Source organism: Trichococcus flocculiformis (assembly GCF_900113645.1).
GTDB lineage: Bacteria > Bacillota > Bacilli > Lactobacillales > Aerococcaceae > Trichococcus > Trichococcus flocculiformis.
Window position 1 is genome coordinate 18,056 of record NZ_FOQC01000009.1, and the last position, 26,794, is coordinate 44,849.

Below are 26,794 nucleotides of genomic sequence, written 5' to 3' on the forward strand. Positions count from 1 at the left end.
GTTCCGTATGCCTGTTCTCATCCAACCAGGCTCGCTGTGATACGTTGCGGTGTTTACTTTCCTCTTCCATGCGTTTCTATTCTATCATAAAAATCAAAAAACTCCCGCCTTATCTGTTGCACTTTTTATGCGCAAGATAAGGACGAGAGGTCAAAGTTCGATCTCGTGTTACCACCTTAGTTCACGAAAGCATCGCTGCATCCGCCTTAGCCAGTGCGCCTGCAAATTGCTGCAAGTCAGACTGTGACACTGTAACGGGCGTTCCCGTCCTGTCTTAAGAAATTACTCTTCGGACAAGCCACTCTGAGACCATCTTCAACCAACACTTCCTTGCTTGCTTTCACCTGACCAAGCTCTCTAATGAAGGAGTGGAATGATTTACTCTTCTCTTCGCTGTGTTTTTGATGTGATTAATATACCCAATCTCGCTTTCTTTGTCAACAGATAAGATTAGAAAAAAACAGAAAATTTTCAGAGATTCTCATTTTGCTAGATAGAAAACGCTCTCTTTAAATGGGTGATGCCATGGTGCGCTTGACTTATGGGCAGAATAGTCGTATTCTGATTAATATTAAAATTATGTGAGAAAAAGGATATGAACCAATAAAAAAGCATGATCCGAGGGGATTCCGGCGGTGATGCACACTTGGATGGAGGATGTACTACATGGCTTTGACAACGAATGAACTATTTTCCCGCATCAAACCTTCGCAAATCCGCGAATTTGATGAATTATTCCGCAGCGTGGAAGGCTGCATTCCGATGACGATCGGCGAACCGGATTTTGATATGCCCGAAAACGTCAAGCGAGCCGCCATCAAGGCGATCGAGGACAACGCCTCCCATTATGCCCACACTTCCGGCGAAATCGGTGTCCGCAAAGCCGTCAGTGAATTCTTGGAAAAGCAATACAATCTGCACTATGATCCCGAAACGGAGATCGTAATGACGGTGGGTGCCACTGAAGGTCTCTTCGCCGCGGCTTTCGGCTTGTTGAACCCGGGCGATCAGGTCATCATCCCGTCGCCGTACTTTCCCTTATACAGCTATGCGGTGGAACTGAACCGAGGCGAATGCATCCTCGTCGATACTTCCGACACCGGCTTTTTGATGACACCGGAGCTGCTGCACAAAACGATGGCCGAAAACAAAAATGTCAAAGCGCTCTTTTTGAACTACCCGAGCAATCCGACAGGCGCCACCTATACAAAAGATGAACTGATCGCTTTGGCCGATGCAATCAAGCAGTACGACATCTTTGTGCTGAGCGATGAAATCTACAGCGAAATCACTTACGGGGAAAAGCATACGTCGATCGCAACCCTGCTGCGCGACCGCACGATTTTGTTCCAAGGGGCTTCGAAAGCTTTTGCGATGACAGGCTGGCGTGTCGGTGTGCTCGCAGCGGATGCGAAATGGATGAAGACCCTGTTCTTGGCCCATCAGCAATTGGTGACGACCGGCGTAACGGTTTCCAACCGGGCTGCCGAGGAGGCATTCCGCAACAGCGCACCGGATGTCGAAAAGATGCGTTCCGAATATGAAAAGAGAAGAAACATCCTCGTTCCCGCTTTACAGGAGGCAGGCTTTGAGGTTCCCGCACTGAAAGGGGCCTTCTATGCTTTTGCGAAGATTCCGGCGAAGTTCGGTACGGATGATAAGGCCTTCTGCCGCGAAATCGGCATGAACGCCAAAGTGGGCATGCTGCCGGGATCGATCTTCGGACCCGGCGGAGAGGGCTATGTCCGCATGAGCTACGCGCTGAGCACGGAGATGGTCGCTGAGGCGGCTGAGCGCCTGAAGACCTACATCGCCTCCAAATAGAGGTGCAATCGATAAGAATAATTGCTAAAATATAACTGAGTTGAAACCATAAAGCGAAAAGAGGGAAATGCAGATGCCATATGTTCACATCGAATTGCTGGAAGGCAGAACCGACGAGCAGAAACAAGGCTTGATGCGCGATGTCGTGGATGCCGTCGTAAAAAACGCCAATGTATCGAAAGAAAGCGTACACGTGATCCTGAATGAGATCTCAAAACAACATTTGACCAAAAACGGCGAATTCATAGGCGAAAAAGCTTAAGGATACCGTAAAATAAGCCAAGGCCGGGATAAAATATCCGGCCTTGGCTTATTTTTTGATCGTAATTGATTTGCTATAGAAACCATATATCGCCGATGATCAGACGGATCCAATTCATGGGGGAGGCCTCCTTTCACAGTACAGGCAACCTTGCGACCGAGTACAATGACTACAAAACAGCTATTTTTCGTGAAAGGTACTTTTGACATAAAGAAGAAGAAAGATGGCCAAAAGGACAACGATATTCAAAGCCAACCCCAAACTTGGTGGAAGGACTTGGATAAGCAAGGCGAGCACAATCAGGTTCAGGGCATCGATGCCAAGGAAGGTCCAATGCTGCGCGGATTCCATGCAGTTGCTGGAAACAAACAACAAGCCGCTGCATATACTGATTGTGAGCCACCAGGATTCTGGTACTTCAGGATACCGTGCTCTTCCGATCAGACAGGCACAGCCTAGTACATAAGCGCATAGATTGCATCGTTTTGGATTCATGGACTTTACCTGCCTCCCTTCCAAGAAATGGTCATTTTGGGAATTATCACGACAGTCTTCCCATAAGTGCTTTCATTTTAATACAGATGGTTCACCTCTTTACGAAATATTCCTATACGCATAAAAGAGCAATCAAACAGTTGATTGCTCTTTCAAAAGATTATATTCATTTTCGAGGTTGGCTTTGAAATCCTGATCATCCGCTGCTTCGATCAAGCGGAATGCTTGGTCGATCAGCAGCTGGCCTTCGGGATTGCCCGTCTTTGCTAAGGCAAGACCTTTCCTGAGATAGCAGACGGACAAGTGTCGGTAGGAGCCTGCTTCCTTTGCCGCCGGGATCAGTTCATCGATGCGCATGATCGTCTCTGCGTAACGCCCATTCTTCAACAGCAATAAGCACAAGTTGTGGCGCAACGAGACGGCGATTTTGCCTGCGAAGGGATGATTGACGTATTTTTGAATCTGAGCCAATGCGGTCCCGGAAATCAGAATGGCTTCGTCGATAGGGAACAGGAACAGCATTGCGTTGATCATCCTTAATTCCACCAGATACCAGCCATCAAGCTTCTCGAGCCTTTTCCAAACAGGGCGAACATGTTTACGGGCGTCTGCAATATCTCCGGTTATTGCCAGAATGATCAGCGCATCCGTCAGATGAACGATGTCGGTGATGATGTAATCAGTATGCACGTCCAGATACTTCAGGGCTTTCTCCTGAATTTCTTGCAAGAGAGGGACATCGTTGAAGGACAGATTCATGAAAGCCGTCAGCAGTTGTTCCTTTTCGGAATGATTGTAATCGTTCATGATGTACTGGAGCTCTTCATCGGACATGTCCAACCTGCTCAAAAGATGCCGATAATTTCCCAGCGTCGGCTCGATCAGATCCCTTTCCATCTTGGAATAGGTAGATTGATGGATCTTATTTTCGGCCATGTATTGTTGGGAATACTGTTTGTTTTTTCTTATCCTTAGGAGGGTCTTGCCGAACCCCGCAGAATGATTGTCCATATCATGCACCTGCTTCACGCGTGATTAAAATAATGGGGCTGTCTCGATGAGACAGCCCTGGTTGTGGTTGGGTGGTATTATTTTCGGGCCTGTGAGGTTCGAATTCGCTGCGGAATTCCCTGCCAAACTTATTTATTCAAGTAGGTCCGGATTGCGTGCGCCACGCCGCTTTCGGCGTTGGATTTGGTGATGAAATCCGCAGCTTCCTTCACTTTATCGACTGCGTTGCCCATCGCGACGCCGACGCCTGCGTATTCGATCATGCTCAGGTCGTTCTCGTTATCGCCGATGGCCATGATATTTTCGGAATCAATATTCAGCAACGCAGCCAATTCGGCCAAGGCGCTGGCTTTACCGGCATCTTTGTTCAGCACTTCCAGGAAATGCGGTTCGCTGCGGACAATCACATAATCCTCGTGGAACTGCGCTGGAATTGCCGGAATCAGGATATCCAACAGTTCGGGCTGGTCGATGAACATGATTTTTGTGAACAGTTTATCTTCAGGCAATTCAGCCAATGAGCGATAACGGATCGGCATCGTCGTAATGAAGGACTCGCGTGTTGTGAAGATGCTGATGTTTTTGTTCGCGGTATAGATGGCTTCGCTGTCGATTCCGTGCGTGTGCACATGGAACTTATCGGCCAATTCGTTGATCCGGACGAAGTCGCTGTAATCCAGTGTATGTGAAACGAGTACTTCGTTTGTTGCGGTGGACAGCACCAAAGAGCCGTTGTAAGTGATGACGTAATCTTCGTCCTGATCCAATTCCAATTCTTTGATGTAGCGTTTGACGCCCGGAAGTGGTCTGCCGGTGCAAAGTACGATTTTTACGCCTTGTTCGCGCGCTTCCGTAATGGCTGCTTTTACTTCCGGGGTGATTTTGAACTCCTTGTCGACCAATGTGCCATCGATGTCGATGGCGATTAATTTGATGCTCATAGTGTACCTCCTGTTTGTTGGGTTGGTAAAATTTCATCATTCTCAAAAAAAGTTGAAAACTCCTTCGATAGCGACTCGAAAAGATTGATGCCAGCTTCCTCGTCGCCGTGGGTAATTTCGCGCGGGAAGTAGAAACGTTCATCCCCGCGGACCTTGCCCGTCAAAGCCGAAACGATCGAACTTGCCTGCGAAAGCTCCAGGAAACTGCCGTTTTTCTGGACAAGTTCAATCTGGGTCTTGGTTGTGGCCTGATGCGGCCGGTAAAGATCATAAGGCAGGTCATAGCTGTTGTTGACAGCCGTATAGTAATCCGGATTGAAGCCCATGCGCTCAATGATGGCGCTCATGCGTTCCAGTGTAGCATCATCGCGTCCTTTTGTGTAGCGGACCGATTTGAAAGGATGACGATTGACGAAGCGATAGGCCAAGTCGTTCAGAATCGGATCCTTTTCGTCAAGCCAATGGTTGAAGTAGGTCGTCAGGACGCCATCATCCAAACGCAAGTAATCCTTCAGTGTCCAAGTCTGTTTGAAGAACGGCGTCAGGAAAGTGGCGGTATGCCGGAATTCGGCCTGTTCATCCAAATAGACATCCTTCGCCCGTTTCAACAGATGGCTGAGAACGACCTCCATGCCGCGGGAAACCGGATGAAAGTAAATCTGCATATACATCTGATAGCGGCTGACGATATAATCCTCCACCGCATGCATGCCGGAAATATCAAAGGCGATACCATGCTCATAAGGACGGATGACGCGCAAAATCCTCGTCAGGTCAAAATTGCCGTAAGTGACGCCCGAATAATAGGCGTCGCGCAGCAAGTAATCCATCCTGTCGGCATCGATCTGGCTGGAGATCAGTTGCACCACCTGCGGATTGTCGTAGGTCTTGGCGATGACAGCGGCAACCTGATTCGGGAAATCCGGACCGACCCGTTGGAGAATCCGATTGATTTCGGTATCCGGTGAGGTGATGATCTCGATTGTGATGGCTTCATGGTCTGTATCGAATATCTTTTCGAAGGTATGCGAGAACGGGCCATGGCCGATGTCATGCAACAAAGCTGCGCACAGCGTCACGAGCCGCTCACCATCGTCCCAAAGGCCATCCCCATGCGCTTTGCTGGGATAGTTCCGGACGAACTTATCGCAAATCCGGCGGGCGATTTCATAGACGCCCAATGAATGGTTGAAGCGGGAGTGCTCGGCGCCGTGGAAAGTATAGGAAGAAGTCCCCAGTTGCTTGATCCGACGCAAACGCTGGAATTCGGGTGCATTGATCAGGTCCATGATGATGCGGTACTGGATGTGGATGTAATCATGGACCGGGTCCCGGAATACTTTTTCTTTCGGCAATAATTCCGCGGTATAGTGTGTGCTCAAATCCCATCGCCTCTTTCTGTCAATCCGCTTCCGGATAGTGGTCCTGATTGATTTTTTCATTGCGTTTCTTCATTTTTGTATAGGCTTTTTCATACTCTTCCATCAAACGCTGGTTGAATGCTCCGGGCAGGAGCGTGTTGCCGTACTTGGTGAAGACGGACAGGATCCGTGCTTTCACCTCGGCTACGGTCAACGGTTTGTCCAGCAATTCCGCCAGGTTCGCCATGGATCCGGGATCGACGGCCGGGAAATGCCAGCGGGTCTCTTCGCCTTGCAGACTTTCTTCGTAGAAGCGGCGGATCATTTCTCCGCGCTGCTCTTGCTTGCCGTTTACGCTCATGTAGATCATGATGGCCACACCGTTTTTGAAACGGCGCTGCGCGATGCCGGCGAATTTCTTGCCGTTGATGCTCAGGTCGAAGTCACCCGGACAATAGGAGTTGCTGATTTCGAAGGCTTCAATCACCTGTTCGGAATCAGAAAAAGCCTGCTCAACCAATTCTTTCATCAGCACATAACCGTCATGGATGGTGAGTTTGGCCTTTTCGGTTTCCGGAAGCACCAGGGAGAAGTTCAGGATACCCTCGTCGGCTACGACTGCCAATCCGCCGGCATTGCGGACGACGATATCCGTCGGAACGTTCTTCAAGTAGCGCAGGCCGTCTTCCAGATGGGGCAGGCGCGTGTCCATCATGCCCAGGATGACCAGCTTTTCCATCGGCCAAAAATGCAAGGCAGCCGGAGCTTCAGCGTTTCCCACCAAGCGGATCAACGCATCGCCCATCGCGAAGTGCGCGAGAGGATCGGCGCCGAATGCTGTATTTGAAGTATCGTAGATATGATAAATGTTGTTTTTTAAATAGTTTGTCATAGGCGCTTCCTTATCTTTTGGGTTGTTTCTGCTCCCATTATAGCAAAGTTCAGGCAAGATTTGAGTGTGAATTGCAGCGGAAGGCAGGATTTCTTCGCATTTTGGAAAATCAGCCCGTAAATGATTGACCAGCGCTTATTTGTACCGCTATACTGTACTTGAAAAACACGTGCGGCCGCGAAGCTTCCGCACGATGGTCAATGAGGTGGAAAAGCGTGTCTTTAAAAAAAGGAATGCCCATCGAGTTCCAATTGGAAACGTTGGTGAAGCAAGAAGGGGAACAGGAAAGCTTCCTATATGAAGGGATGGGCCAAATCGTGGAAATGGGTGATTGGCTCTATCTGCGCTATATCGAAGCCGAAACGGCTATCCCGGTCACATTCAAACTGTCCCGCGAAGGGAAAATGACGATCATCCGCAGAATGGAGCAGACAAGCCGCATGACCTTCGATGCAGAAGGAAAAGGCATGGCTATGGTTCCGACGCCGGCCGGACTGATGGAAATCGAGACGATCACCCATAAAATGCTGCTGGAGTTCAAGGAAAAACCGTTTGCCGGGAAAGTATCCTTGCATTATGAACTCCAAATGAATGAACAAAAATTGGGAGATTATCGAATTGAATTGCAATTTACTACCTGAGTATTGTATGATTAAGAGTAAACTTTTGAAAGGACGTGACACCATTGAAATTGAAGCAATTAGATGGTACTAGCAAAAACGAATTGTCAATGATAGAAGTTGCACACGCAATTTTCGAAGAAAACGGTGACGTACTGGACTTTAACCAATTATTGGTTCAGATACAGGACTATCTTGAAATGTCGGAAGAAGAATTGGAAGGCAAGATGACACGTTTCTACACGGATTTGAACATTGATGGCAGCTTTATTTCTTTAGGAGAAAATCGTTGGGGATTGCGTTCGTGGTATCCGATTGATTCAATTGATGAAGAGATTCTTTCCAGCATCGATGAGGACGAAGTGAAAGTCCGCCGCAAGAAACGCAAGAAGTTGAACGCCTTCGCTACATCAGAAGATGATGACGATGTGATTGACTACAACGATGATGATCCGGAAGACATCGATGTTGCTGATGAAGATGAAGAAATCGATGTGGATGAGGATGAAGTGGATGATGTTGATGCTGTGGATATCACAGATGACGACGACGACATCACAAGTGGCATCGAAGAAGACTTGACCTTGATCATCGAAGATGAAGAGTTTGAGGGTGAAGAAGAGTTGGAAGAGGAAGAAGAGTTCGTGGCGGAAGAAACGGACGACGAGGAATAGTCCTTTTCCGGTATCTAATTCTTTCTTGACACCTTATGTAATTGGATGTATTATCTTCCTTGGGCTCCCAAAAAGAAATTCTTTTTGGAAAGCATACGTTGAATTTTTACAGCTCCCTGTTCTTTTAAGAACAGGGAGCTTTATTTTTTTATTGCAGCGTTGGAGATTCCTTCAGATATAATGATGCACATTTAAAAATAGGGGGAAGAAAAAATGACAAAGTATATTTTTGTAACAGGCGGGGTAGTATCTTCAATCGGGAAAGGTATTGTTGCGGCGTCTTTGGGGCGTTTGCTGAAGAACCGTGGATTGAAAATCACGATCCAAAAATTCGACCCTTACATCAATGTGGATCCGGGTACGATGAGTCCTTACCAACACGGAGAAGTTTTCGTCACTGATGACGGTACGGAAACCGATTTGGACTTAGGCCACTATGAGCGTTTCATAGATATCAACCTCAATCAATATTCAAATGTGACGACCGGTAAAGTTTATTCTGAAGTCATCCGTAAAGAACGCAAAGGGGATTATTTAGGGGCAACTGTCCAAGTCATCCCGCATATCACGAATGAAATCAAAGAAAAAATTATGCGTGCCGGCGAAACAACAGATTCGGACATCGTCATCACCGAAGTCGGCGGAACCGTTGGGGATATCGAATCTTTGCCGTTCCTGGAAGCATTGCGCCAAATGCGTATGGAAGCCGGTGCTGAAAATGTATTGTACATCCACACGACATTGATCCCTTATTTGCGCGCAGCCGGCGAATTGAAAACAAAGCCAACACAACACAGCGTCAAAGAATTGCGTAGCTTAGGGATTCAACCGAATATTCTGGTAGTGCGTACAGAAATGCCATTGCCGCAACACATCAAAAACAAACTGGCCTCCTTCTGTGATGTGAAAGCCGAAGCGGTCATCGAATCTCGGGACGTGGAAACGTTGTATGAAATTCCTTTGATGCTTCAGGAACAGAACATGGACCAGATCGTTTGCGATTATCTTGGTCTGACCGATCAGCCGCAAGCTGACATGACCGACTGGAAAGCGTTGGTTGAAAAAGTCCAAAGTCTTGAAAAGACTACCAAAATCGCTTTAGTCGGAAAATATGTGGAACTGCAGGATGCTTACTTGTCTGTGGCTGAAGCGTTGAAACATGCCGGTTATGCCCACAATACGGAAATCGACATCCAATGGATCAATGCAGAAGAAGTGACTACTGCGAATGCGCAAGAGCATTTGGCCAGTGCTGATGGAATCCTTGTTCCCGGCGGATTCGGAGACCGCGGCATCGAAGGTAAAATTGCTGCTATCCAATACGCACGCGAAAATAATGTGCCGTTCTTCGGTATTTGCTTAGGGATGCAATTGGCTTGTGTCGAGTTTGCCCGTAACGTTGTCGGTTTGGAAGATGCGGATTCAGCGGAAACGAATCCGGCATGCAAAAATAACATCATCGATCTGATGCCGGACCAAGAAAACATCGATGAAATGGGCGGAACGCTACGGTTGGGTCTGTACCCTTGCGAGTTGAAAGAAGGAACATTGGCCAAGAAACTTTACCATAATGCCGATATGGTCCAAGAGCGTCATCGTCATCGTTATGAATTCAACAATGCATACCGTGAAGCTTTGGCTGAAAAAGGCATGGTTTTCTCAGGCGTATCACCTGATCAACGGTTAGTGGAAATCGTGGAATTGAAAAACCATCCGTTCTATATTGCTGCCCAGTTCCACCCGGAATTCATCTCCCGTCCGAACAGACCGCAACCGATCTTTGACGGGTTCATCGCTGCTTCTTTGGAAAATGCAGGCAAATAAGCGGGACGTTAAGCTCCCGATTTGACTGATATTGTATTTTAATGATCATGTTTGACTGAAAAGGTAGTAAATATTTTCATTTTCTGCTAAAATAGGTGTGTTGTAAGAAATATAGACCAATGGATTCCAAGGAGGCAACAAGAATGAGTCGTTTAGTAAGTATGACAGATATGTTAAACAAAGCGTTAGAAGGAAAGTATGCCGTAGGACAATTCAACATCAACAACCTTGAGTGGACACAAGCTGTATTGCAAGCTGCACAAGAAGAAAAATCTCCAGTTATTTTGGGTGTTTCTGAAGGCGCAGCAAAATACATGGGCGGACACTTAGTTGTTGCAGCTATGACTAATGCTTTATTAGAAACTATGGACATCACTGTTCCTGTAGCATTACATCTTGACCACGGTACAAGCTTTGAAAGCTGCAAATCCGCTATCGATGCTGGTTACTCATCTGTAATGATCGACAAATCACATTACCCTATCGATGAAAACATTGCACAAACTAAATTAGTAGTTGAGTACGCACACTCTAAAGGCGCTTCTGTAGAAGCTGAAATCGGAACTGTCGGCGGTACTGAAGACGGAATCACTGGCGGAATCCAATACGCTGATCCAGCTGAATGCCTACGTTTGACTACTGAAACAGCTATCGATGCATTGGCTGCTGCTTTAGGTTCTGTACACGGACCTTACTCTGGCGAACCTGTACTTGGTTTCGACGAAATGAAAGAAATTTCTGAATTGACTCACAAACCATTAGTATTGCACGGTGGTTCAGGAATTCCAGAACACCAAATCAAAAAAGCTATCGAGTTCGGACATTCAAAAATCAACGTAAACACTGAATGTCAACAAGTCTTTACAGCTGCTGTAAGAGAAAAATTAGCTACAGACGCTAACGTTTACGATCCACGTAAAGTTATCGGACCTGGTAAAGAAGCTATCGTTGCAGTTGTTAAAGAAAGAATGCAAGTTTTCGGTTCAAGCAACAAAGCTTAATTTAATCAAACGATCTTCGAGGAGGTCTGGGACCTATGTTCCGGACCTCCTTTTTTTGTTTTTATTTCCCCAAAAAAGCATGTGCATCAGCGGCCCCGGTTTCCATATATTCCTGAGTTTGTGTTACCATAAGGTCATAAAGTAGGTACAACTGTATTCACTTGAAGCATAATGATTGCTCAAGAATTTTCTTTTTACGCTGCTGGATCTTATCAAATTGAGAAATGTAGCGGAAAACGAACGTCTGCACAAAAAACTAGTAATCGCCCCTATATTTTTGTTAAAATTAGAGATGATACACAATGAATCAAATGAACTTAAAAATAATGGTATGCAGGTATCGTAGCAACGTTTTTCTGCACTACGCAAGACGTGTGAGCGATTCCATTTATTTCCGGACGCTTTTTCGTTCGACAACTAAACATGAAGTGAGGCTTTTTTATGAAAAAATTAGTTATAGAGGGGAATAAACCGTTGAACGGTGAAATCACGATCAGTGGAGCGAAAAACAGTACGGTCGCGCTGATTCCGGCTGCCATTTTGGCGGACTCCCCCGTCATCTTGGAAGGCATCCCAAACATTCAGGATGTGCACTCTCTGATAGATATCCTTGAGGATTTCAACGTCGAGGTGTCTTTTGATGAGGATGAGGGCATCATCACAATCGATCCGACCAACATGATTTCCATTCCCATGCCTACCGGAAAGATCAAAAGCTTGCGTGCTTCGTATTATTTTATGGGAGCTATTCTTTCAAAATTCGGTGAAGGTGTCATTGGACTGCCTGGAGGCTGCTTCTTGGGCCCGAGACCGATCGACCAGCACATCAAAGGATTCGAGGCGTTGGGCGCGACAGCGCGCAATGAAATGGGCGCCATCTACCTGACGACTCCGGAAGAGGGTCTGAAAGGCGAGCGTATTTATCTTGACGTTGTTTCGATCGGGGCGACAATCAACACGATCTTGGCAGCTGTCAAAGCGAAAGGTAAAACAATTATCGAGAATGTGGCCAAAGAGCCGGAAATCATCGATGTCTGTATCTTATTGAACAACATGGGAGCAAAAATCCGCGGAGCCGGTACCGATATTATCCGTATCGAAGGTGTGGAAAACCTGCATGGCTGCAGACACACCGTGATCCCTGACCGCATCGAAGCGGGGACTTATCTTGCTGCTGCGGCTGCAGTGGGTGAGCGGGTACTTGTGAAGAATGTGATTGTTGAGCATATCGAAAGCCTGATCGCAAAAATGGAAGAGATGGGGGTGGATATGGAAATCGGTGAGGATAGTATTCTGGTCAAGAAATCCGATAATCTGAAGATGGTCCATATCAAAACGTTGCCTTATCCTGGTTTTGCGACTGATTTGCAGCAACCACTGACGCCGCTCTTATTGAAAGCGAGCGGTGACGGTACCATCATCGATACGATCTATCCGAAACGCGTCAACCATATCCCGGAACTCCGCAGAATGGGTGCGAATGCTAAGGTGGAAAGTGACATGATCTTCATGCAAGGTCCCAACAAACTGACCGGTGCAGAAGTCACGGCCAGCGATTTGCGTGCAGGAGCCTGCTTGGTCATCGCCGGCTTGATGGCGGAGGGTACAACCACGATTTCCGGTATCGAGAATATCCTGCGCGGATATGATCATATCGTCGAAAAACTGACCGCTTTGGGCGCAGACATCAAAATGATCGAAGACGAAGAATAAACTTCTCAGCGCTACACGATATGCAAAGCACCTTCAAAGCAGCAACCGACTTTGAAGGTGCTTTGAATATCTTATAGTGTACACTTGCCTAAGATAAGCATCATCAGAATGATAAGAGAGGAAGGTGGAATTGTTTGGAAGATATGCTTACCTTGCATGAGTTGGAAAGTAAGACACTGAAAGAAATATACACCTATGCCAGAGAACTGAAGATTCCCTACTACAGCCAAATGAACAAAAAAGAATTGTCCTTGGCCGTTATCCGTGCTCAAGAGGAAAAACAAGGATTCTTCATGACCGAGGGTGTTTTGGATATCGTCGCTCAGGAAGGGTTCGGCTTTTTAAGGCCGATCAACTATTCGCCGAGCCAAGAAGACATTTACATATCGACTTCGCAAATCAGACGCTTCGATCTGCGCAATGGAGATAAAGTAGCCGGAAAGGCCAGACCTCCAAAAGCATCCGAACGTTATTACGGCCTGATGCAAGTCAGCACCGTCAATGGGAAACGGCCTGAGCAAGCCAAAGAACGCTCGCACTTTCCGGGGCTGACACCGATTTATCCGAATCAGCAGATGAAGTTAGAGACCGCACGTACAAACGTTACTGCTCGGATGATCGATTTGTTCTCGCCCATCGGTTTCGGACAACGTGGGATGATTGTTGCGCCTCCTAAAGCAGGGAAAACGACGCTGTTGAAAGAAATCGCGAATGGCATCACCACCAATCATCCTGATGTCGAACTGATCATGCTGCTCATCGATGAGCGTCCCGAAGAAGTGACGGATATCGAGCGCAGTGTGAAGGGGGATGTTGTCTCCTCGACCTTTGACCAGCAACCGGCAAATCATGTCCGGGTGGCGGAACTTGTCCTGGAAAGAGCCATGCGCCTTGTTGAAGACAAACGGGATGTGGTCATCTTGATGGATAGCCTAACGCGTTTGGCCCGTGCCTATAACTTGGTTATTCCGCCAAGCGGCCGTACGTTGAGTGGTGGGATCGATCCGGCAGCCTTTTATCGTCCAAAACGTTTCTTTGGTGCAGCCCGGAATATTGAGGATGGCGGCAGTCTGACGATTATCGCAACGGCGCTTGTCGACACCGGCAGCCGGATGGATGAAGTCATCTACGAAGAATTCAAGGGAACAGGGAACATGGAACTTGTGCTTTCCCGTGAATTGTCGGAACGACGCATCTTCCCAGCCATTGATATCAAAAAATCGGGCACCCGCAGAGAAGACCTCCTGCTGGATGCGAAAACGATGGAAAGTATCTACAAAGTCCGCCGCAGCATGCGCGGGGATACTTTGGAATACACTGAGAGTTTCTTGAAACAAATGAACACGACCGAAAACAACGAAGCTCTGCTGAAGCGGATTGCGTTGATGAAATAGCGAGGCGTCCCTCAAGGCGCGCGAGCAAATTATGAGCATTTTTTTTAGCTTCCCGGTATAGTGGGACTATCAAAACGCAAAACTGGAGGTTTTCAAATGCTTTTCAATAAAGGAAATTACGAAGAAGACACAAAAGAGTTCATAGAGATCACGGCTGAAGAGTTTGAAGAAAAATTGGCTGCCGGCGAAAAAACGATCGTTTATCTCGGGAAAGCCGTTTGCCCCTATTGCCGGAAATTTGTCCCTAAATTAGACAAAGTCCGCAAAGAAAAGAACTTGACGATCCATTATCTGGACAGCCTGAACACACCGACAGACCCTGCAATCCAAAGTCTGCGCGACAGAATGGGTGTCCGTACGGTGCCTGCGCTTGTGACGATCGATGGTCCGGGCCAATTTACGAATCTGAATGCCGACAGCAGCCTTTCGGAAGAAGAGATTACGGCAATTCTGGATAAGAAAAGCTGACCCGTGAAGCTAGACAATACTAAACCGTAGCAAATGTGTTTTTCAGGGCACTGACTACAAGAGCGGGAGCGCGTTTTTAAAATTTATCATTGCATTCTTGCTGTTTGCGTGGTATCATTTTAACGTTAAAAAGGATTACCCTGCGGTAGGCCTTTTATTACAAAATGACAACTCTGGCTTAGTAAATAATCCAGGGCAAAAGGAGCGAAAGAGACATGAAACAAGAAATCCATCCAAATTACCAACCAGTTGTATTCATGGATACAACTACAGGATTCAAATTTTTATCAGGTTCAACAAAAGGTTCAAGCGAAAAGGTTGAATGGGAAGATGGCAACACTTACCCAATGATCCGTGTAGAAATTTCTTCTGATTCACACCCATTCTATACTGGACGTCAAAAATTCACGCAAGCCGATGGCCGTGTGGACCGCTTCAACAAGAAATACGGTTTCAAAAACAACGAAGAACAAGCATAATCTTTTTGAAGAGAGCTTTCCCGGTTTCGGGAGAGCTCTTTTTTTGGTGTGCCCGGCATGGGTGATAACTTGGTGGTGAAAGTCCACTACAGACTTGGCAGTAGGAACTGTTAGTGAATGACAAGGGTGTCCACCGTGAGGTGGAATCTGAAGGAAGTCGGACGCAAACACTCGCACTGACGGACAGAAATCTCATATGAGGCTGAATGGAGACGGACGAGCTTGCCAAACAAAGTAAAGTCCTATACTGCACGAATCTCCTACAGTAGATGAGGCGGTGACATGAGTGGAAGGTTATCATTCTTACCCGGGGAGGTCTTATGGACATGAGGAATCATGGAGTAAAGCTTGCCATAAGAAGTCAGCAGAAGCCATAGTAGTGACCTAAGGGTTACGAAGGGCTGAACAATAATAATCTTGATAGAAACAAGGAGGTGAATGTATCTCGGTACTACAGAAAACGTCGTGGTATAGACCAAATGACGGCTGTCTCCAGAAGGGATAAGTTGGAAACGAAAGAGATATGGAGAAGCGTAGAGAGATACAGCATGGATATGAAGAAACAAGATGGTATCACGTTAATCGAGAAAATCGCAACACCAAGCAACCTAATGGTTGCTTGCGAGAAAGTCTACAAAAATAAAGGCGCTGCAGGTATAGACGGCATAACGGTTTTTGAAATAGATGAACATATGGCCAAATACCAAAAGGCGATCATTGCGAAATTATTGGATGGAACCTATGAGCCACAACCGGTTAAGCGGGTATCTATACCCAAGGAAAATGGCAGTATGCGTAATCTAGGAATTCCTGTTGTGAGAGATAGAGTCGTACAACAGGCCATCCTACAGATAATCGAACCGCTGATTGACCCACACTTTTCCAAGTACAGTTTCGGCTTCCGAAAAGGAAGAAGCGCACATGATGCAATCAAACAAGCCGAGAAATACATTGAAGATGGATACAAAACTATCGTCGATTGTGACTTGAAGAATTACTTCGATATGGTGAACCATCAAAAACTGATGGTGTACCTGAGGGAATTCATACAAGATGAGATTGTTTTGAAGTTAATCTGGAGTTTTCTTCGTTCAGGCATCATGGAGCAGGATGTATTTATCCAATCCTACAAGGGCACTCCGCAAGGAGGGGTATTCTCCCCGCTCTTAGCCAATATCTATCTCAATCAACTGGACAGGGAATTGGAAAAACGAGGCCATCGCTTCGTCCGTTATGCAGATGATTTCTGCATATACGTGAAGACTCCTCGTGCGGGAGAACGAGTGCTAGCTAGTGTCACGACCTTCCTGGAAAAGAAATTGAAGCTGATGGTAAATACCGATAAGAGTAAAGTCACTACCCCAGGTAGTGCTAAATTCCTCGGGTTCACTATTTGGAAAACGATGGGAAAGTCAGAAGCCGTCCACATAAGACGGCTAAACAAAAATTCCGCAAACGATTAAGACATCTGACCAGTCGGAAACGACCAGGAACTTTTCTGGACATAGTAAAAGAAATCAATCAGTATACACATGGTTGGATAAACTACTATGGCATTGGGGATATGAAAAACTTTATTAGGGAGACAGCCCAATGGCTGAAACACCGACTAAGACAACTCATTTGGAAGAGATGGAAAAGAGTCTCTACCCGCTTCTACAGATTGATGCGTTATGGCATCGACAGGGAAGAAGCTTGGAAAGTTGCGAATTCCCGTAAAGGCTACTGGAGAATGTCTAAGAACCAGACCATTCACCGGGCCATTAACAACAAAAGGCTGGCAAGTTGGGGTCTGAAAGACCTTAATCAACTTTACCAGCACAGATACTTAAGTTATTGAACCGCCGTGTACGGAACCGTACGCACGGTGGTGGTGTGCTGTGCAAAGGCACATCGAAGATGGAGGAAGGCCCTCCAATAAGGGCTGTGGCAGGCAGACTTATTAAACAACCTAGTGCTGCTGTAGTAAAGAGCTATGGTAGTGAGCAACTATGGAAAAGGCCATAAATAATGGTCATGTAGGTTATGTAGAGATGAACGCAAGTGAACCGCTGATGAAGTATCGATAGCGTAAAACGATGTCAAAACTTGAACTTCACCACTCATCAAGGACAAGAGTAGCGACCAAACTGCCTGTTGGCTACTCGGCATCCGGTATTAAGGCGGCATGAATGCATAACAGGCTTCGATGTGAAACACAGGAACCTAGACAGCAATGATAAACGAAAAGGTACAAGTCACAGAAAGATAAGACCGAAAGTAGTGATGTGCTGTATAGGGGCGGAATAACCCGTAGTAATGAAGAAGCTATTGTAATGATAGTGGAGTGAAGGGGTTATATCATTTAGCTGAAAGTAAAAAGTCAACTGTTAGAAAGCAGGAGGAACAGATGAACAACAGCAAACCTTACATTATTCCCAAAAGGACAGTATTTGAGGCCTATAAGAAAGCAAAAGCCAATAAAGGCAGTGCTGGAATAGATGGGCAAGATTTTGAAGCATTCGATGAAAATCTATCGGCTAACCTATATAAAATATGGAATCGGATGAGTTCGGGTACCTATTTTCCGCCTCCAGTAAAAATGGTTGAAATACCGAAGAAAAATGGCGGTACAAGGACACTAGGAATACCTACGGTATCCGACAGAATAGCGCAAACCGTAGTGAAATACTATCTGGAATCATCATTGGAGCCTATTTTTCATAAAGACTCTTACGGATATAGGTCAAATAGGTCCGCTTTAGATGCAGTAGGACAAGCCAGAACGAGATGTTGGAAATACGATTATGTTTTGGAATTTGATATCAAGGGTTTATTTGACAATATTCCTCATGATCTGCTCATGGTAGCTGTTCACAAGCACATAAAGGAAGACTGGCTAATTCTCTATATAGAGAGGTGGTTGAAAACACCTTTTGTAAATAGAAATGGTGAAGAGGTCAAGAGAGAAAGCGGAACACCACAAGGTGGTGTAGTAAGTCCCGTTCTAGCAAATTTATTTATGCATTATGCTTTTGATAAGTGGATGGACATTTATTTCCCAAAATCTCCTTTTGAAAGATATGCAGATGATGCAATAATCCACTGTAAATCAGAAATAGAATGCCGGAATATTCTTGAATCACTTGATAGACGTCTAAAACAATGTGGGCTTGAACTTCATCCTGATAAAACGAAAATTGTATATTGTAGTGATAAAGACAGAAAGTGCACGTATCCTGTTACCTCTTTTGACTTTCTGGGATACACTTTCAAGAAGAGGTTTATCAAAGATAGAACAGGGAGACTGCAATTCAATTTTCTTCCAGCCGTAAGCAAACAGTCGGAGAAAGCTTTCAGAACTAAATTGAAAAATCTACAAATACATAAAATGACGGGAAGTACTATTCAAATAATATCTCAAATAATAAATCCCATAGTAAGAGGATGGATTAACTACTTCGGAAGATACAATAGAAGCCAACTCAAGAGTTCGTTAGATGTACTAAATAGAAGATTAGTTAAGTGGGCTACTCGAAAATATAAAAGATTTAGAGGACATCCAAAGAGAGCAAGAGAATGGTTAATAGAGGTGGCAAAGAGAGAGCCCAACATGTTTCCACATTGGACTCTCAATTTAATGCCATAAGTAAGGTGAGTGATATGAGCCGTATGAATCGAGAGGTTCACGTACGGTTCTGTGAGAGCATTTAGGTGAAATTCCTAAGTGCTACTCGACTGAGAGGTCGGAGCCTGTTGGCTCCTCCTACTCGATTTTCTACCGGTTTTTCTGGGTAGGTGCGTCAGCTCCGGGGAGGGACCGCTCCCCGGAGTACGCCGGTAATTTGATGGGCCCAGTTCCGATGAGCCCGACCCCATCGAAACTGAAGGCTAAAAATGTGGGCCGAACTCCGGCGAAGCCTGCGTTCACCGGAGGAACGCTGTATTTCCGGTCAACCAGCCGTCAGCTGGGCTTAGATTTTGCGGGGAATCGGTGGGTTTGCTATGATAGCTTTAACAAGGAACGAGAGGGGAAGCGAAGATGGCATACGAACCTAAAACCAAGCCCACGGAAGTGTCCGTGGAGGAGTTCATCGAGGAAATCCAACAGCCTCAAAAGAAAGAGGATGCTTATGCGCTGTTGTCGTTGTTTGCGGAAGTGACCGGAGAGGAAGCCAAGATGTGGGGACCGAGCATCATCGGATTCGGGAAGTACCACTACCGGTATGCGGCCGGTCATGAAGGCGATGCGCCTCTGGCCGCCTTTTCGCCGCGCAAGACCGCACTGACGCTTTATTTTATGCTGCCCGACGAAAGGCGGAAGGAGTTACTTGCGAAGCTCGGCAAACACAAAACCGGAAAGGGCTGCGTGTACGTCAACAAGCTTTCCGACATTGATACAGCTGTGCTGAAGGAGATGATCCGGGAAGACATCGCTCATGCGAAGCAGCTTTACGGAGGAGAGGCAGCTGACAAAACACTTCCGGCTGCTGCTTCCGTTGCGAAGCGGTTGGGATTCGAAAAATTCCAAAAGCGTGCCGTCCTGGGGAAAGAGCGCGCCGTGGCGGATGATTTTGCGGAGTTGGATTCCTATGATACGGATGTGGATGCAGGAAAATACGATCTGATTTTTTCCTACGTCCTGACACTGGAGGAACTGAAGGCACGCGTCCGGGATACGATCACCCACGATCGCCTGAATCCGGAAGGCTACCTTTATATCGCTTATCCGAAAATCGGGAACAAAACCTATGACACATCGGTACATCGCGATGCTATCTTTCCGAGTCTGGGTGTGGACGACGGCAACGGTTATGTCGGCGACAGTACCTTGAAATTTGCGCGGATGGTCAAGCTAGATGATACGTTCACGCTCGTCGGGCTGAAAAATGCTGTCAAAGGCAAAGGTAAAGCGACCAAAGCGAGCAGCGGCAATGTGGCCGACTATGAGAAATTTATTCCGGATGTGAAGGAATATCTGGATGCGGAGCATCCGAAGACTGCGAAGTTTTATGCAGAACTGACACCGGGCTATCAGCGGGATTGGGCCCGCTACATTTACAGCGCCAAACAGCCCGCTACGCAGGAAAAACGCAAGACGGAAATGCTGGATATCCTCGGCAAAGGCCACAAGACAAAGAACCTTTATCAGCAATGGCTGAGGGAACAAGAATAAGCACAAAAACAGGGGGCGGCCGCATGCGGCTGTCCCCTGTTTTTGGAAGTAGTTTTTTTTAAGAATGTCGCTTCTCCGATGAACGGAGGCTTCGCCGGAGTTCCGACAGCTTTCGCAGATTCTTCTACGGTGAGCCTTTCCTCATCGGAAGTGCCGATGTTTTCGCGGCCCCAGCTCCGGCGAGCGAGTCCTCGCCGGAGCAGTGACTGATTCTGCACTTCTGCGTTCACTAACCCGCCAGTTCTTTTTCCAGCGTTCGAGCCAGCTTTTGGATCGCAGGATCAGAATCGGCAAGGAAATTCGCCAGTACGTCCGTAACGTTATCCGGCAGTTCGTTCCGGAAGTAGAGTATCTGCGTTTCCAAAGCTTCGCAGGCGATGCTTCGGCAAGCCGGATCGGGATGGTCAGAAAAATAAGCAATCCATTGGAGATACCATTGTTTGTCCGGGTCATCCTCGAAATGCAGAAACAGTTCCGGCAATCCTGCGGCGTCGGCCAGCAAAAAGGCGTGCGCGCCTTCCGTGTGCGTAAGCCGGATCTCTTCAGGAACGGCAATGGGCGCGGGATTCAAGAGCTGCAGAAATTGATCGAAATCTGCAGCGACTGTCTGCCAATTTTCCGTTTCGATATCGATGTAGCGGATGCTGGGTTCGCCGGTCAGGGATAATTTTGAATAGTCGAAGGCAAAGAGTTGGCTTCCGTTGATACTGAAAAGCACGAAATAATCCGGCAGTCCTGCTGAACGGATAACTGCTTGCTGGGCATACAGGCTGTTCGGGCGATTGTCGTGAAGACCCAAAATTTCATGGACTGCTGCATAATCGAGGCCATCCGATGTCGGCTCTTTGGTCGGGATGCGGGAGCACAACAGATAGCCGCCATTCTGTTCTGCCAGCAGGTCAAGATAAACCTGTGGCAGATGAACTGCAGTGACACCTTTGTACAAAAGATCAGTTTTGAAGAGGATGGGCAGATTTTTAAAAGTATGTTGCGGGATAAAATACATAAGTACACCTCATCTATTTTTCTTTCCTTCATGATAGCACAGATGCCGGAACTTTTCGGCGCAGAAATCGTTCGTCTATTTTTTTACAAAACGAATAGATTCTTCTATAATGGAAGGTGTAGACGGAAAGTTGTCTAGGTCAGCTGCAGAGGCGGCGCGAGAGAAAGGGAGTTGTGAGCAAAATGGAATGGTTAATAGGAATCATTGTAGTGGCAGCGATCATCGGGGCAGTATGGGTTTCGTTGTATAACAGTCTTGTGAAAAATAGATTATGGGTAACAGAGGCTTGGAGTCAAATCGATGTCCAACTGAAACGCAGGAACGACCTGATCCCGAACATCGTTGAAACAGTCAAAGGTTATGCGAAGTATGAGCAAGAAACTTTGACGAAAGTCATCAATTTGCGCAATCTGATTTCGGATATGGGAACGGAAGATCCGGCCAAGAAGATGGAATTGTCCAATCAGCTTTCGAATCAATTGCGGACCGTATTTGCTTTGGCGGAAGCATACCCTGATCTGAAGGCGAACCAGAATTTCTTGGCTTTACAGGAAGAATTGTCCGCTACTGAAAATAAAATCGCGTATGCGCGCCAACTGTACAATTCCAGTGTCACACAATACAACATCAAACTAGGCACATTCCCGAGCAATATTGTGGCAAATGTCCATGGTTTCCGTCCGGAAGTCGTTCTGGCTACTCCGGAAGAAGAAAAGAATGTACCGAAAGTATCGTTCTGAGAAAATATGATTTTGATGGAAAGTTGGTGAGTACCCTTGCTCCATCAACAAATTGAGCAGAATAAACGGCGCACCGTACTGATTGTCTTCTTATTCTTTCTCCTGTTTGCGGCACTGGGGGCGGCCATCGGCTATCTGAATTGGGATAATGCCTTGTCCGGGCTTGCGCTTGCGCTGACTATCGGAGTGGCCTACGTCGCCATCATGGTGGCACAATCCACCCAAGTGGTCATGAGCTTGAACAATGCCCGGGAAATAACCGATAAAGCGCAATTCCCGATGCTTTGGAATATTGTGGAAGAACTGACGATTGTGACACGGTTGCCGTTCCCGAGAATCTTCATCATCGAGGATGAAAGTCCGAATGCTTTTGCTGCCGGAAATTCGCCGGAAAAGGCATCGGTTGCTGTGACGACCGGCTTATTGAAAAAACTGAACCGGGAAGAACTGACAGGTGTGTTGGCGCATGAGTTTGCGCATATCCGCAACTACGACATCCGCCTATCCACTGTCGCTTTGGCGATTGCGGGGTTGATCGCATTTTTGGCCCAATTCAGCACCCGGATGATGTTCTGGGGTGGCGGCGGCCGACGACGCAAAAGCGATAACAGCGGAGGAGCGGGCATCATATTGCTGATCCTTTCCTTGCTGATTCTTGTCTTGTCGCCTTTTGTAGCCACGATCATCCGTCTGGCGCTGTCCCGCAACCGGGAATATTTGGCGGATGCGAGTGCTGTCGAGTTCACGCGCAATCCGGAAGGGCTGAAATCCGCTTTAATCAAAATAGCGACAAGCGAACCGATGGAGGCGGCGAATGCTGCCAGCGCCTCGCTCTACATTGTGAATCCCTTCAAACGGATGAGGGAAGGTGAAGCAGAAAGTGACGGTCTGTTTTCGACACACCCCTCAACGGCAAACCGAATCAAACGATTAGAAGCTATGTAAATAGCTTCTTTTTTTCGGACGTTTCAATCAAATTGAACCAATATAGTTCGGGTTTTGATTTGAAAACCCTTTCAATTTGTTGCTGTGAAAAAAAATAGGAGAAAAAGGCAAATTATCTTTGTAAAAGATACGGATTTGTAATAATATTAACATGGTACTGATACCTTAATCGGTTCGGCAAGTAGTAGAATGATAATAAGGGATATTATGGGAAGGGGGGATCGTTCATGAGCGAAGATATGTTATATGTTCATTATGAAACAGTCAGCAATTATGTTTTGAGCAAAGGGATAGCGGTGAAAGATTACACAAAGTTAGCCCGGAAGCTTCCAGAAAACTTGTTGTTGGTGGACGGAAGAAAAAGTATTGGAACATATGATAATCATACCGGTTTTCAGGTAATCAAAGGCCAAGAAAACGTAAAAGCTTTCTTCCAAAAAGGGACGGACAATCAAGCCGCTATGGGGAAGTGGATTGATTTTGTGAATGTAGACATGTTGCATCTCCTCACACCGATAGAAATATCCGAGATCCTTTATATCGCCCATGCGCACACACACTTGCACTCACCTTTCTACTATAAATTACAAAATAACTATATCTATCTCACGTTGCCGAATGGCTTCATTAAGATGTATTACCGCTATCTGGAGCAATTCCATGAGTTGTTCGCCGAAGCAATCACCGTCAAGTTAAAAGAGAAAGTGAATGAAAAGAAGCGTTTCTATCAGAAAAGCAAAGAAATTGCGCCATTCCCGATTGAACGCGTAAAGGAATTCATTCCGATCTTCAAAGAAGGTGCCGTGATCTCTTTCAGACAGATGAGCATCGAAGGGAGCACATACTGCATCCCATTGTTCATCGCGGAAGACCGTTACGCCAGCATCGGCGGCCGTTTCAACGAAAAGGATTCGGTAGGCACCATCTGTTATGATATGGAACGCAGTGAATGGAAAATAGACATAGACTTCGAATGAGCCTAAGCCGAAACTTAGGCTTTTTCTGTTTTCATTGAACCGAAATCAGTTGGTTCATTCTAGGTAATAGCAAGCCTACTCCATTTTTCACAAAAATCGTTTTAGCTAAAAAATAAATGTGGTACAATGTTCCTTGAGTTAAAGCAGTTATCAAAAAATTCGGAGGATTTCTCGATGAAAATTTATTTGATTTATGGCGGAAAGAGCGCTGAGCACGATATTTCGATCCTGACAGCACATTCGATCATAAAAGCGATCTATTTCAACTATTATGAAGTTGTGCCCGTTTATATCACCAAGGCAGGCGCATGGATCCAGGGGCAATCCCTTTCTGAACCAGTAGCATTCTCTGAGAATCTTTATTTGGAGCCGGGTTCCGAGAAGCGCTTTGCCGATTCGCAGGAGGGGCAATCATACGGCGAAGTGATTTCACCTGCAGATATCCAGTCTGAAGATGCTGTCATTTTCCCGGTATTGCATGGACCGAACGGTGAAGATGGTACAGTGCAAGGGCTATTTGAAGTGTTGAATATGCCTTATGTTGGTTGTGGTGTTCTTGCCAGCGCCAGCGGGATGGATAAAATCGTCAGCAAACATCTTTTCCAACAGGTAGGGTTGCCGCAAGTACCATATGTTGCCGTTACCCGTAATGACTGGAAAAATGACCGCGAGAAGATTTTCATTCAATGTGAAGGTAGCCTGATTTACCCGATGTATGTAAAGCCAGCCAATATGGGCTCAAGTGTCGGAATTTCCAAAGCTACGGATCTTGAAGAGTTGACCGCTGCAATCGAGACGGCTTTCCGCTATGACCGTCGCGTGGTCGTGGAACAAGGCATCGAAGCCCGTGAAATCGAAATCGCTGTATTGGGAAATGACGATGTCCATACATCCGTACCTGGTGAAATCGTTAAAACCAAAGATTTCTACGACTACGAAGAGAAATACGGCAATGAAGAAGTTTTGCTGCAGATCCCTGCCGAATTACCGGAAGAAATCACCGCCAAGTTGCAGCATTATGCAACAATCGCTTTCCGAGCGCTTGACGGCAGCGGGTTGAGCCGATGCGATTTCTTTGTGACCAAAAACTATGAAATCTACATAAACGAAGTCAATACTTTGCCTGGCTTCACTTCCCGCAGCATGTATCCGTTACTTTGGGAAGAAACGGGATTGAAATACAGCGACTTGGTGGAAGAGCTGATCCAGTTGTCCTTGAAGCGCCATGAAGAAAAATTATCCTATCAATTTGTAGAATGATGAACAAAAGGCCGTGATTTTCCTGAACGTCAGCAGCACTGAAAGCATGTACTGCTTGCTGCAAACCCGGGAAAGGACGGCTTTTTTTGAGAGCGGCCGAAGGAACTGCCGAAAAAAACGGAAATGAGGAACTAAGTATGAAACCATTACGCATCATTGATGTTGTGAAAGCTGTCGGAGCGATCGACTATACGTCGGCCAACCGCTTCGCTGAAATAAATTCCGTAGTCTTCGACTCCCGAAAAGCAACGTCCGATAGTTTGTTTGTGCCTTTGCAGGGGGAAACGGATGGGCATGATTATGTCCAATCGGCAATCAAAAACGGGGCGACGGCAACTTTATGGAGTCGTCCAGCAGGAGAAGCGCCAGAAGAGATTGCCGTCATTCTGGTGGATGATACGCTGGAAGCTTTGCAAAAACTGGCGGAAGCCTATCTGAATATGATCCAACCAAAAGTGGTCGCGATCACCGGCAGCAACGGGAAAACGACCACTAAGGACATGACGGCTGCCATCCTGTCCGCGCGTTTTCGTGTCCACAAGACGGAAGGCAATTACAATAATGAAATCGGTATGCCGATGACCATTCTGGAGATGCCGGAAGACACCCAAGTGCTGGTGCTTGAGATGGGCATGAGCAATTTTGGCGAAATCAGTTTGTTGAGCCGATTGGCAAAACCCGATATCGCCATCATCACCTTGATCGGGGACAGTCATCTGGAGTTCCTCGGGAGCCGCCTTGGCATCGCCAAAGCCAAAATGGAAATCTTGGAAGGATTGAAACCGGAAGGGACATTCATCTATCCTGGCGACGAGCCGTTGATTGCCGACGAGCTGGCTGAGGAATCCCACTTCCGTCAACTGACTTTCGGTACAGATGAAACGGCGGCCGTGTATGCCTATGACATCGTTCCAGGCAAAACCAGAACAACATTTCACGTGAATCTGGATCCGAGCGTCGATCTGGAGATCCCTGTACTGGGTGTGTACAATGTCCGGAATGCTTTGGCAGCCTTAGCCGCTGCGCAGGTATTGGACATGCCGCTTGCTGAAGTGAAAGAAGCTTTGGCGACCTTCCAGCTGACCGCCAACCGTACGCAGTGGCTGGATGGCGTAAATGGCTCGCAGTTGTTGAATGATGCGTATAATGCTAGCCCTACTTCGATGACGGCTGTGCTGCGCTCATTCGCGAAGCTCCCGCGGGAGGGAAAGAAAATTGCAGTGCTCGGCGATATCCGTGAACTGGGCGAACGTTCAGCTGAGCTGCATGCAGGATTGGCAGCCGAAATTTCCCCTGAAGAGTTTGATCAGGTCTATCTTTACGGCCCGGAAATGGGCGCCCTTTATGAAAATTTAAGGACTGTCTTCCCGGAAGGCACGCTTTATCATTATGTTGGGGAGAAAACACCACTGGTCGAAAAGTTGAAGTCAGAGCTTCAAAAAGCCGACCAAGTGCTGATTAAATCCAGTTTCGGCACTGATTTATTGGCTGTTGTAGCAGCGTTGCGTGTATAATAGGAAATATAAAGGATTTGGATGGGCTACGTCGTCGCGAAAGCAAACAGACCCCTTTTAAAGCCAATCTGGAACGCATATGTCAAATGTCGGTAAATTGTAGAATTACTTGTCATTTTCATTGAAAATATACTTACAACAAGGTTTTTTTGTAAGGAACTTCATTATTTTAAGAGGAAATGATTTGTAATAATCTACGGAACGTGTTATTATTGCTGTTGGTAAGAATAGAGAAATA

Annotated in this window: 25 protein-coding genes and 1 other annotated feature; of the genes, 20 read left to right on the top strand and 5 right to left on the bottom strand. The window is 46.5% G+C overall.

All coding sequences use genetic code 11. The features are described 5' to 3' along the window. Positions 1–135: 135 nt before the first annotated feature. Positions 136–403: a binding site (T-box leader), on the bottom strand. A gap of 263 nt (positions 404–666) precedes the next feature. The 3 genes from BMZ71_RS05375 to BMZ71_RS05385 all read left to right on the top strand — a co-directional run bounded on the left by BMZ71_RS05375 (position 667) and on the right by BMZ71_RS05385 (position 2,545). Beyond that, the gene (locus BMZ71_RS05375) at positions 667–1,824 is read left to right on the top strand and encodes an aminotransferase class I/II-fold pyridoxal phosphate-dependent enzyme (RefSeq protein WP_177187503.1); all 1,158 of its coding nucleotides are present in this window, start codon (positions 667–669) and stop codon (positions 1,822–1,824) included. Between the two features lie 67 nt (positions 1,825–1,891). Further along, positions 1,892–2,086 carry a 2-hydroxymuconate tautomerase gene (locus tag BMZ71_RS05380; RefSeq protein WP_256957858.1) on the top strand — a complete coding sequence of 65 codons (195 nt, stop codon included), beginning with the start codon at positions 1,892–1,894 and terminating at the stop codon, positions 2,084–2,086. Positions 2,087–2,251: 165 nt separating this feature from the next. After that, positions 2,252–2,545 carry a hypothetical protein gene (locus tag BMZ71_RS05385; protein WP_143071393.1) on the top strand — a complete coding sequence of 98 codons (294 nt, stop codon included), beginning with the start codon at positions 2,252–2,254 and terminating at the stop codon, positions 2,543–2,545. 168 nt (positions 2,546–2,713) lie between these two features. Here the strand turns inward: BMZ71_RS05385 and BMZ71_RS05390 are convergent, their stop codons facing one another. The 4 genes from BMZ71_RS05390 to BMZ71_RS05405 all read right to left on the bottom strand — a co-directional run bounded on the left by BMZ71_RS05390 (position 2,714) and on the right by BMZ71_RS05405 (position 6,786). Further along, a complete protein-coding gene (locus tag BMZ71_RS05390) occupies positions 2,714–3,592 on the bottom strand; it encodes a helix-turn-helix domain-containing protein (protein WP_086988877.1) in 879 nt (292 codons plus the stop codon). A 128-nt stretch (positions 3,593–3,720) separates the two neighbouring features. Continuing rightward, complete coding sequence (gene yidA, locus BMZ71_RS05395; RefSeq protein ID WP_086988878.1) at positions 3,721–4,533, bottom strand: sugar-phosphatase; 813 nt, start codon at positions 4,531–4,533, stop codon at positions 3,721–3,723. Beyond that, positions 4,530–5,915 carry an HD domain-containing protein gene (locus tag BMZ71_RS05400; protein ID WP_245734388.1) on the bottom strand — a complete coding sequence of 462 codons (1,386 nt, stop codon included), beginning with the start codon at positions 5,913–5,915 and terminating at the stop codon, positions 4,530–4,532. The genes yidA and BMZ71_RS05400 overlap by 4 nt, the downstream gene beginning before the upstream one ends. 19 nt (positions 5,916–5,934) lie before the next feature. Then, positions 5,935–6,786 carry a lipoate--protein ligase family protein gene (locus BMZ71_RS05405; protein WP_086988880.1) on the bottom strand — a complete coding sequence of 284 codons (852 nt, stop codon included), beginning with the start codon at positions 6,784–6,786 and terminating at the stop codon, positions 5,935–5,937. Positions 6,787–7,001: 215 nt separating this feature from the next. Here BMZ71_RS05405 and BMZ71_RS05410 point away from each other — a divergent pair, with 215 nt between their 5' ends. The 12 genes from BMZ71_RS05410 (at position 7,002) to BMZ71_RS15280 (ending at position 20,114) form a co-directional block, all read left to right on the top strand. Next, positions 7,002–7,427 (top strand): YwiB family protein, encoded by a 426-nt coding sequence (locus BMZ71_RS05410; protein WP_177187504.1) that lies wholly within the window; start codon positions 7,002–7,004, stop codon positions 7,425–7,427. A gap of 44 nt (positions 7,428–7,471) precedes the next feature. Next, complete coding sequence (gene rpoE, locus BMZ71_RS05415; protein ID WP_086988882.1) at positions 7,472–8,080, top strand: DNA-directed RNA polymerase subunit delta; 609 nt, start codon at positions 7,472–7,474, stop codon at positions 8,078–8,080. Between the two features lie 213 nt (positions 8,081–8,293). Continuing rightward, the gene (locus tag BMZ71_RS05420; protein ID WP_086988883.1) at positions 8,294–9,904 is read left to right on the top strand and encodes a CTP synthase; all 1,611 of its coding nucleotides are present in this window, start codon (positions 8,294–8,296) and stop codon (positions 9,902–9,904) included. A 143-nt stretch (positions 9,905–10,047) separates the two neighbouring features. Next, positions 10,048–10,905, top strand: coding sequence for a class II fructose-1,6-bisphosphate aldolase (fba, locus tag BMZ71_RS05425; protein WP_086943769.1), 858 nt, complete (start codon positions 10,048–10,050; stop codon positions 10,903–10,905). A 441-nt stretch (positions 10,906–11,346) separates the two neighbouring features. Continuing rightward, complete coding sequence (locus tag BMZ71_RS05430) at positions 11,347–12,618, top strand: UDP-N-acetylglucosamine 1-carboxyvinyltransferase (RefSeq protein WP_068562336.1); 1,272 nt, start codon at positions 11,347–11,349, stop codon at positions 12,616–12,618. Between the two features lie 134 nt (positions 12,619–12,752). Continuing rightward, complete coding sequence (gene rho / locus BMZ71_RS05435) at positions 12,753–14,012, top strand: transcription termination factor Rho (protein ID WP_086988884.1); 1,260 nt, start codon at positions 12,753–12,755, stop codon at positions 14,010–14,012. A 96-nt stretch (positions 14,013–14,108) separates the two neighbouring features. Beyond that, on the top strand, positions 14,109–14,480 hold the full coding sequence (locus BMZ71_RS05440) for a DUF6568 family protein (protein WP_068562338.1): 372 nt from the start codon (positions 14,109–14,111) through the stop codon (positions 14,478–14,480). A gap of 215 nt (positions 14,481–14,695) precedes the next feature. Then, positions 14,696–14,959, top strand: a complete 264-nt coding sequence (locus tag BMZ71_RS05445) for a type B 50S ribosomal protein L31 (RefSeq protein ID WP_068562339.1) — start codon at positions 14,696–14,698, stop codon at positions 14,957–14,959. Between the two features lie 548 nt (positions 14,960–15,507). Then, positions 15,508–16,422: a group II intron reverse transcriptase/maturase gene (gene ltrA / locus BMZ71_RS05450; RefSeq protein ID WP_245734389.1), complete on the top strand. Its 915-nt coding sequence runs from the start codon at positions 15,508–15,510 to the stop codon at positions 16,420–16,422. Beyond that, positions 16,353–16,799, top strand: a complete 447-nt coding sequence (locus BMZ71_RS15275; RefSeq protein ID WP_245734390.1) for a group II intron maturase-specific domain-containing protein — start codon at positions 16,353–16,355, stop codon at positions 16,797–16,799. Before ltrA (BMZ71_RS05450) ends, BMZ71_RS15275 begins: the two co-directional genes overlap by 70 nt. Before the next feature lie 549 nt (positions 16,800–17,348). After that, positions 17,349–18,587: a group II intron reverse transcriptase/maturase gene (gene ltrA, locus BMZ71_RS05455; protein ID WP_086988885.1), complete on the top strand. Its 1,239-nt coding sequence runs from the start codon at positions 17,349–17,351 to the stop codon at positions 18,585–18,587. A 393-nt stretch (positions 18,588–18,980) separates the two neighbouring features. After that, entirely contained in the window at positions 18,981–20,114 is a 1,134-nt protein-coding gene (locus BMZ71_RS15280; protein WP_177187505.1) for a YdeI/OmpD-associated family protein, read from the top strand. Positions 20,115–20,343: 229 nt separating this feature from the next. On the opposite strand, the gene BMZ71_RS05465 is transcribed toward BMZ71_RS15280, so the two are convergent. Next, positions 20,344–21,120 (bottom strand): SMI1/KNR4 family protein, encoded by a 777-nt coding sequence (locus BMZ71_RS05465; protein ID WP_086988886.1) that lies wholly within the window; start codon positions 21,118–21,120, stop codon positions 20,344–20,346. Between the two features lie 182 nt (positions 21,121–21,302). On the opposite strand from BMZ71_RS05465, the gene BMZ71_RS05470 reads away from it, so the two are divergent. The 5 genes from BMZ71_RS05470 to BMZ71_RS05490 all read left to right on the top strand — a co-directional run bounded on the left by BMZ71_RS05470 (position 21,303) and on the right by BMZ71_RS05490 (position 26,556). Continuing rightward, positions 21,303–21,860 carry a LemA family protein gene (locus BMZ71_RS05470; protein ID WP_086988887.1) on the top strand — a complete coding sequence of 186 codons (558 nt, stop codon included), beginning with the start codon at positions 21,303–21,305 and terminating at the stop codon, positions 21,858–21,860. A 36-nt stretch (positions 21,861–21,896) separates the two neighbouring features. After that, a complete protein-coding gene (gene htpX, locus BMZ71_RS05475; protein ID WP_068560236.1) occupies positions 21,897–22,805 on the top strand; it encodes a zinc metalloprotease HtpX in 909 nt (302 codons plus the stop codon). A gap of 227 nt (positions 22,806–23,032) precedes the next feature. Next, positions 23,033–23,782 (top strand): hypothetical protein, encoded by a 750-nt coding sequence (locus tag BMZ71_RS05480; protein ID WP_068560239.1) that lies wholly within the window; start codon positions 23,033–23,035, stop codon positions 23,780–23,782. A 174-nt stretch (positions 23,783–23,956) separates the two neighbouring features. After that, positions 23,957–25,042 (top strand): D-alanine--D-alanine ligase, encoded by a 1,086-nt coding sequence (locus BMZ71_RS05485; protein WP_086988888.1) that lies wholly within the window; start codon positions 23,957–23,959, stop codon positions 25,040–25,042. A gap of 137 nt (positions 25,043–25,179) precedes the next feature. Continuing rightward, positions 25,180–26,556, top strand: a complete 1,377-nt coding sequence (locus tag BMZ71_RS05490; protein ID WP_068560245.1) for a UDP-N-acetylmuramoyl-tripeptide--D-alanyl-D-alanine ligase — start codon at positions 25,180–25,182, stop codon at positions 26,554–26,556. Positions 26,557–26,794 lie beyond the last annotated feature (238 nt).